Origin of the sequence: Bradyrhizobium sp. (assembly GCF_019242285.1) — a bacterium.
Classification (GTDB): domain Bacteria; phylum Pseudomonadota; class Alphaproteobacteria; order Rhizobiales; family Xanthobacteraceae; genus Bradyrhizobium.
Map to the genome: position 1 here is coordinate 1 of NZ_JAFAVV010000525.1, position 5,703 is coordinate 5,703.

Below are 5,703 nucleotides of genomic sequence, written 5' to 3' on the forward strand. Positions count from 1 at the left end.
CGGCCAGGAGCCTGTCGACCTCGGCATTGCAGTATTGCGTGTAGTTGCGCTCGGAGTTGCAGGAATAATTCTCGACGATGTTGCCGTCGGGATCGTCGACGGAGACGCCGGTGACGTTCAGCCCGATGGTGTAGTCCTTCTTGGCGAGCCGCGCGTACCAGCGCGGCGTGTCGAGAATGTCCAATTCGCCCGCGATGTAGATCTTCTTGAGCTGGTCGACCAGGATCACCGCCGGCTCGCGATAGGTCGGAAGGTTGCGGGTCTGGATCTTGATCGGCAGCATCTTCGAATCGCTATAGCCGAGCTTCTGCATGATGGCCTGGGCGTCGGCGAGGTTCTTGGCCCCGTCGGGGCCATAACCGGTGAGCTTCGACAACTGCTCCGGCGGCATGCCCCATTCGCCGACCGGCTTCGCGAGCATCGCGCCGCCAGGAAGGCCCTGACCTTCCATCAGGAGGGTGTTGAACGGCTTGCGGTCGATCGCAAGCGACATCGCCTTGCGGATGTCGGGATTGTCGAACGGCGGATTGACGCGGTTGACCATCAAATTGATCAGCGTGCCGGCGCTGGTGGTCTCGCAGATCGCGTTTGGCGCGCGCGCCTTGATGTCCTTGAGCAGCGCGATCGTGACGTCGCTTGGAAAGGTGATGTCGAACTCGCCGGTCGAGAACGCCAGCATCCGCGTGGCGCGGTTGTCGATCACGCGATAGCTGATCTCGTCGAGATAGGGCCGGTCCTTCTTGAAATAGTCGGGGTTGCGGACAAGCTTGATCGAATCGCCGCGCTTGAACTCGACGAGCTTGAACGGCCCGGTGCCGACCGGTTTTGTGCGCATCACCTGCTGCGGCACGTGACAGGGATAGACGGCCGAGAACGCGCTCGCGAGCAGCACGGGGAGACTCGGCTGCGGCTCGCTCAGCTCGAAGGTCGCTTCATAGTCGCCATTGATGGAGACGTCCTGAAGCTTCGAGTACCAGACCTTGCGCGGGTTGCGGTGGAAGTCGGCGCCCTCGGCCTTGCCGATCAGCATCCGCCAGGTGCACTGCACGTCCTTGGCGGTGAAGGGCTGGCCGTCATGCCATTTCACGCCCTGCCGGAGCTTGAAGGTCAGCCTGGTGTTGGTCGCATCCCACGACCAGCTCTCGGCGAGATCGCCGATCACGGTCTCCAGGCTCTCGTGCGGCTTGGCCGGATCGAACACCACGAGGTTGTTGAAGATCGCGGCGAACGGCGCCACCGAGGCGATGGTCGATTCCTCCAGCAGCGACGCGCTCGGCGGGGTGTCGTTGTGATAGAGGCGCAGCGTGCCGCCCTGCTTCTGCGCGCTGGCGGGCGCCGGCGCCGCGAGCACAAGTCCCGCCAGCATGACGGCGACGGCTGCCACTGTTCCTGGCCGGCGTTTCCTGCGCATCCTCATCTCCCACATTCCTGCTTTGGATGTTAGGATTGGACCACCTGCCCGAAATTGGCTAGTGGTTTCGTGCGCGGGCGTGGTTGCGCATGGGGACGGATGATGACCTATTGCTGCGGGATCCTGGTGCGTGACGGGCTGGTCATGATCGCCGACACCCGCACCAATGCCGGCCTCGACAACGTCTCGACGTTCCGCAAGCTGCACATCTTCGCAAAGCCCGGCGAGCGCATCATGGCGGTGGCGAGCGCCGGCAACCTCGCCATCAGCCAGTCGGTGCTCTCGACCCTGAACGAGGGCATGGAAGACGCCAACACCGGCGAGCTCGAGACGCTGATGAACGCGCCGACCATGTTCCAGGCCGCGCAGCGCATCGGCCGCGCGATCCGCACCATTCATGCGACCGAGGGTCCGGCGCTGAGATCGGAGGACGTCTCCTTCGACGTCTCGTTCCTGTTCGGCGGCCAGATCAAAGGCTCGCGGATGCGGCTGTTCATGGTCTATACCGCCGGCAACTTCATCGAGTGCACCACCGACACGCCGTACTTGCAGATCGGCGAGCACAAATACGGCAAGCCGGTGCTCGACCGCGCCATGCACTACGATGTCGAACTGTACGAGGCGCTGAAGACCGGCCTGATCTCGATGGATTCGACCATGCGCTCCAATCTCGGCGTCGGCCTGCCGATCGATGTGCTGGTGGTGCGCAACGACGTCTGCGAGGCCGATCTCAATCACCGCATCGAGGCCGGCGAGCCCTATTATCATGACCTGCGCTCGCGCTGGTCGGCGGCGTTGCGCGCCGCGCATCAGAACATTCCACGGCCGCCCTACAAGGCGGAAAAAGACGCAAAACCGTAAAGCACGAAAGGCGAGGACACGATGACGGAGGCAATCGACAGGATCGCGGTGGTGACGGGCGCAGGCACCGGCGTCGGGCGCGCGGCATCGCTTGCGCTGATGAAGGCGGGCTTCACCGTCGTGCTCGCCGGCCGCCGCATGGACAAGCTCGAGGAGACGCAGAAGCTCGGCGACAATGTCGGCAAGAGCCTGCCGGTATCGGCCGACATGACCGATCCGGCCTCGATCGCGGCGCTGTTCGCCAAGGTGATGGAGGTCTATGGCCGGCTCGACGTGCTGTTCAACAATGCCGGCATGGGCGCGCCGCCGGTGAACTTCGAGGACCTCACGCTCGCGCAATGGCAGGCGGTGGTGAACACCAACCTGACCGGGCCGTTTTTGTGCACGCAGCACGCGTTCCGCATCATGAAGGACCAGACCCCGCGCGGCGGCCGCATCATCAACAACGGTTCGATCTCGGCGCATGCGCCGCGGCCGTTCTCCGCCGCCTACACCTCGACCAAGCACGCCATCACCGGCTTGACCAAGGCGAGCAATCTCGACGGCCGCGCCTACGACATCGCGGTCGGCCAGGTCGACATCGGCAATGCCGCCACGCCAATGACCGACCGCATGGTCGACGGCGTGCTGCAGCCGGACGGCCGCAAGATGCCCGAGCCCCGCATGGACGCGAAGGCCGTCGGCGACGCCGTCGCCTACATGGCGACACTCCCGCTCGACGCCAACGTGCTGTTCATGACGGTCATGGCCAGCAAGATGCCGTTCGTCGGGCGGGGGTAGTGCGGGCGTACGCACCACGCTCCGTCGTTGCTACTCCAGCCTGTCCACCTCGCGCAGCGTCGGGAACAGCTTCATCCAGAGCAGCGCGACCGCGATGGTGGCGACGCCGCCGAGCACGGCAGACGTCACGGTGCCGAGCAGCGCCGCGGTCAAGCCGCTCTCGAACTGGCCGAGCTGGTTGGAGGCGTTGATGAACAGGAAGTTCACCGCGCCGACGCGGCCGCGCATCTCGTCGGGTGTGCGAAGCTGCACCAGCGAGAAGCGGATCACGACGCTGATGGTGTCGGCCGCGCCCAGGATCGCAAGCGCCATCACCGAGAGCCACATCCAGCGCGACAGCGCGAACACCACCGTCGCCACCCCGAACGCGATCACCGCCTGGAACATGCGCAGGCCGGCGCGGTGATCGATGCTGTGACGCGCGAGCCACGCGGTCATCGCCAGCGCGCCGATCGCGGGCGAGGCGCGCAGGATGCCGAGCCCGAGCGGCCCGGTTTCCAGGATGTCGCGGGCATAGATCGGCAACAGCGCGACCACGCCGCCGAACAAGACCGCGAACAGGTCGAGCGAGATCGTGCCCAGGATCGCCGGATTGCCGCGGATGAAGCGGACGCCCGCGAACAGATCGTCCGACGCCTCGGCCTCGTTCGCCTCGGCCACGGGCTCCGGCCGCGCCGGCGCGATCGCGCCGGTGACGAGCATGCCGACCAGCCAGAACACGACCATGATGCCGTAGGGCAGGCCCGGCGACAGCAGATAGGCGAAACCGCCGAGTGCAGGCCCCGCGATCGCGGCGAGCTGCACCGAGCCGCTCGACAGCGCAGTGGCGCGTTGCAACGTGCCGGGCGGGGCGATCAAGGGCAGCAGCGCCGCGGTCGCCGGGCTCTCGAACGCGCCTGCCGTGCCGAGCACGAAGGTGGCGACGAAGATCTGCGTCACCGTCAACTCGCCGAGACAGGCGTTCCAGGCGAGCAGCGCCGCGGTCAGCGCCTCGATGAGCTGGCAGAGCTGCACCACGCGCTTGCGTTCGTAGCGGTCGGCGGCGTGGCCGGCGACGAACACCAAGAGCGCGGTCGGCAGGAACTGGACCAGGCCGACCATGCCCAGCGCGAGCGCGCTGCCGGTCAGGTCATAGAGCTGCCAGCCGATCGCGACCGTGCCGATCTGGATGGAGAAGCGCGACAGGCTGCGCGAGAGCAGGAAATAGGGCAGCGATTTCTGCCGGAATAGCGTGGCGATCGTGGCCGGCGGCGACATCGGCGGCGACGCCAGGACCGGCGCCGGCCCGGACTTGGCCGACGGCGTACCCGTCACGGTGCTGTCTTGGTTCATTACGCCGTGACCCACCCTGCTGTTTCCTTCGTCACGCCGTGGCCGACCGGCAGGGCGTTGTCAATGGCTCGCGCGCGCGGGGCTGAGCCGCGCGCCGTCACGACCTGAACGGGCGTTTTCGCCGACCTCCCTCTGGTCCGTCGGCGCGCGATCGGACTTGAGGAACGGATGCAGCGCCTCGCGCGGGCTCGACGAGATGGCGTAGTTCAGGAACGACAGCATGAGCTGGAAGCCGATCAGGAACATCAGCGCCGCGACCATGATGGTCGCGGTGGGCACGAGTTGATCCGGCGCCGCCGACAGCCAGTGATAGAGGCCGAAGGTGAGGCCGAAACCGGACTGGAACGACGCGAGCGGTCGCGGAAGAAGGAGCGGTAAAGTATGCGGCGCAATGTGTTGCGAACATGGCCGAGCAGGAACGGCGCCAGCCGGTGCGATAGCCGGCGCGGCATTGCGCCTTGCGCCATCGCGCGGTCATAATGCGCCGCCATTCGGGGATTCCATGCTGCAACTGCAATCGGGGCTCGGGGTTTTCGCGCTGCTCGCGCTCGCCTGGGCGTTCGGCGAGAACCGCCGGGCGGTGTCGATCCGGCAGGCGCTGATCGGGCTCGTCGTTACTTTCGTCACCGCCATCTTGCTGATCAAGCTGCCTTTCGTGGCGCACGCCTTCGGCGCCATCAATGACGCGGTCGGCGCGATTTCCGAGGCCTCGCGTGCCGGCACCGCCTTCGTGTTCGGCTATCTCGGCGGCGGGGCGCTGCCGTTCGACCCCAAGACTCCGGGGGCCGATTTCATTCTGGCGTTCCAGGCGCTGCCGATCGTGCTGGTCATGAGCGTCCTCACCACGCTGCTGTTCTATTGGCGCGTGCTGCCGCCGATCGTGCGTGGCATGGCCTGGCTGCTCGAGCGCACCATGGCTGTCGGCGGCGCGGTCGGGCTCTCCACCGCCGCCAACATCTTTCTCGGCATGGTCGAGGCGCCGCTGTTCGTGCGGCCTTATTTGGCGCAGATGTCGCGCAGCGAATTGTTCCTGGTGATGACCGGCGGCATGGCCGGGATCGCCGGCACCGTGCTCGTGCTCTACGCCACGCTGCTTGCGCCGCTCATTCCCGATGCGGCCGCGCATTTCGTCATCGCTTCCGTGCTGGGCGCGCCGGCCGCGATCCTGGTCAGTCTCATCATGGTGCCGGAGACGAGCGAGCGCTTGACCGGCGGGGCGCTCGACGAGGACACCGAGGGTCAGGCGACCTCGACCATGGATGCGATCGTCAAGGGCACCTCCGCCGGGCTCGAGCTGCTGCTCAACATCGTCGCCATGC

Annotated in this window: 6 protein-coding genes; 3 read left to right on the top strand and 3 right to left on the bottom strand. The window is 66.4% G+C overall.

Annotation, left to right across the window (positions count from 1 at the left end; genetic code table 11):
- Positions 1–1,411, bottom strand: a 1,411-nt coding sequence (locus JOY90_RS20875) for an ABC transporter substrate-binding protein (RefSeq protein ID WP_291693000.1), incomplete at its 3' end; no start/stop codon positions are given.
- A gap of 102 nt (positions 1,412–1,513) precedes the next feature.
- On the opposite strand from JOY90_RS20875, the gene JOY90_RS20880 reads away from it, so the two are divergent.
- Both JOY90_RS20880 and JOY90_RS20885 read left to right on the top strand, forming a co-directional pair.
- Positions 1,514–2,272: a peptidase gene (locus tag JOY90_RS20880; RefSeq protein ID WP_291693001.1), complete on the top strand. Its 759-nt coding sequence runs from the start codon at positions 1,514–1,516 to the stop codon at positions 2,270–2,272.
- 21 nt (positions 2,273–2,293) lie between these two features.
- A complete protein-coding gene (locus tag JOY90_RS20885) occupies positions 2,294–3,052 on the top strand; it encodes an SDR family oxidoreductase (RefSeq protein ID WP_291693002.1) in 759 nt (252 codons plus the stop codon).
- A 30-nt stretch (positions 3,053–3,082) separates the two neighbouring features.
- Here JOY90_RS20885 and JOY90_RS20890 read toward each other — a convergent pair whose 3' ends face one another.
- Both JOY90_RS20890 and JOY90_RS20895 read right to left on the bottom strand, forming a co-directional pair.
- Positions 3,083–4,309 (bottom strand): MFS transporter, encoded by a 1,227-nt coding sequence (locus tag JOY90_RS20890; protein ID WP_291693005.1) that lies wholly within the window; start codon positions 4,307–4,309, stop codon positions 3,083–3,085.
- Between the two features lie 135 nt (positions 4,310–4,444).
- Positions 4,445–4,663, bottom strand: a complete 219-nt coding sequence (locus JOY90_RS20895) for a hypothetical protein (protein WP_291693003.1) — start codon at positions 4,661–4,663, stop codon at positions 4,445–4,447.
- Positions 4,664–4,886: 223 nt separating this feature from the next.
- Between JOY90_RS20895 and JOY90_RS20900 the strand changes: the two genes are divergently transcribed.
- The coding region (locus JOY90_RS20900; RefSeq protein WP_291693004.1) for a Na+ dependent nucleoside transporter N-terminal domain-containing protein at positions 4,887–5,703 on the top strand (817 nt) is incomplete at its 3' end.